The organism is Shewanella sp. 10N.286.51.B2 (assembly GCF_041469265.1).
In the GTDB taxonomy this organism is placed as follows: domain Bacteria; phylum Pseudomonadota; class Gammaproteobacteria; order Enterobacterales; family Shewanellaceae; genus Shewanella.
On record NZ_JBFRKH010000133.1, the window covers coordinates 1 to 1351 of the forward strand.

2 protein-coding genes are annotated in these 1351 nt (G+C 42.1%); both read left to right on the forward strand.

Going from position 1 to position 1351, the window contains the following annotated elements; all coding sequences use genetic code 11:
* Positions 1 to 644: ATP-dependent RecD-like DNA helicase (locus tag AB4140_RS19730; RefSeq protein WP_372002333.1), on the forward strand; the 644-nt coding region annotated here is incomplete at its 5' end.
* Between the two features lie 209 nt (positions 645 to 853).
* A complete protein-coding gene (locus AB4140_RS19735) occupies positions 854 to 1081 on the forward strand; it encodes a hypothetical protein (protein ID WP_372002335.1) in 228 nt (75 codons plus the stop codon).
* Positions 1082 to 1351: the final 270 nt, after the last annotated feature.

Below are 1351 nucleotides of genomic sequence, written 5' to 3' on the forward strand. Positions count from 1 at the left end.
TTAATCAAGGCATCGTACCTAAGAAACTAAGTACAGGCGCTATTCACTTCCACGAAACGACAAAGAGCGACATTGCTCAAGCTTGTTGTGACTTGTATCAGCAATCACCTGAAAAGAGTCGTGTTATGGCACCGACCAAAGCGCTCGTTGCTGACATTAATAAACTAACACAAGAAGCCGTCAACCCTAATGGAAATAGACTTGAGTTCGAAATGCACGGGGAGAGATTCTTTCAAAACCTCAGATTGAATGATGCGATTCTATTTACGCAAAACCATTACGACAAAGGCATTCAAAACGGCTCTATTGGTACACTAACCAGTGTTGAGTCTTCGGGTGAAAGCTATGGTGAAGTAACGCTGGATACGGGGGATAAAGTTGAGGTCACACAATCTGTACTCGATTGCATGGAATTGGGTTATGCAATAACCCTCCATAAAGCACAAGGTTCTCAGTTCCCACGCATTATCATTGCTTTGCAAAAAGGTAGAATCGTTGACAGAGCATGGCTTTATACCGCTATCACTAGAGCTGAGCATGAAATCCACATTGTTGGGGCAGAAGATGATTTCAAAGCCATTACTGAGGCTCCTAGCCATTCTCATCTGCGCAATAGCTATCTCGTTGAACTTTTAAAAAGATAACAATAAATTTGTTATGTTCTGACTTCTTACGTAGCAATATGTACCAGTCTGCCAAGAGTGCTTTTAAACCGGACTCGATCACACTCTGCAAGGGATCTGAACTGGACATTAATACGCTTTTACATTTAAGTACAATAAAAACAATTGCTTGAGGTGTCCTGTTGCGCACCGTAAGAGTGGTTGTTTAACTAAAGGTAATGTTCCAAATCATGAATAAAGCCTGTTGCAGCTCTGATTTGGCATTACTAAGAATGACTGGCATATTAAAGATTATGTCAGCCATAACGCTTATCGGATTGACGCCCTTGGCATTATCTCTTTTGGTCGCTTCTGGCAGTAATTCATGGGGGCTTGGTGATATTTATCAAAGATTTAGCTCTAATGGCATTACAGTTGGGTTAATGCGCAATTACCTTCGTACTGAAACCCACCCATAGCGCTGGGCGATCGGCACTTTAAATCATTGAACAATCGGTATTTGGCGGTAATTGAGTAAATTCCTTCATGTTAAAAACCACCCATAGCCCGGGTGGTCGACACTTTAACTCATTGAGCAATCTGTATTTGGCGATAATTGGGTAATTTTCTTCGTGCTGAAACCCACCCATGGCGCTGCTAGCCGGCACTTTAACTCATTGAGCAATCGGGAAAAGGGTAATTCCCTTTGTATTGAAAACCACCCATAGCGCTAAATGGTCGGCACTTTA

Excerpts from the sequence above, each read along its gene's own strand:
- AB4140_RS19735 (WP_372002335.1), top strand. The coding sequence starts at position 854 with ATGAATAAAGCCTGTTGCAGCTCTGATTTGGCATTACTAAGAATGACT.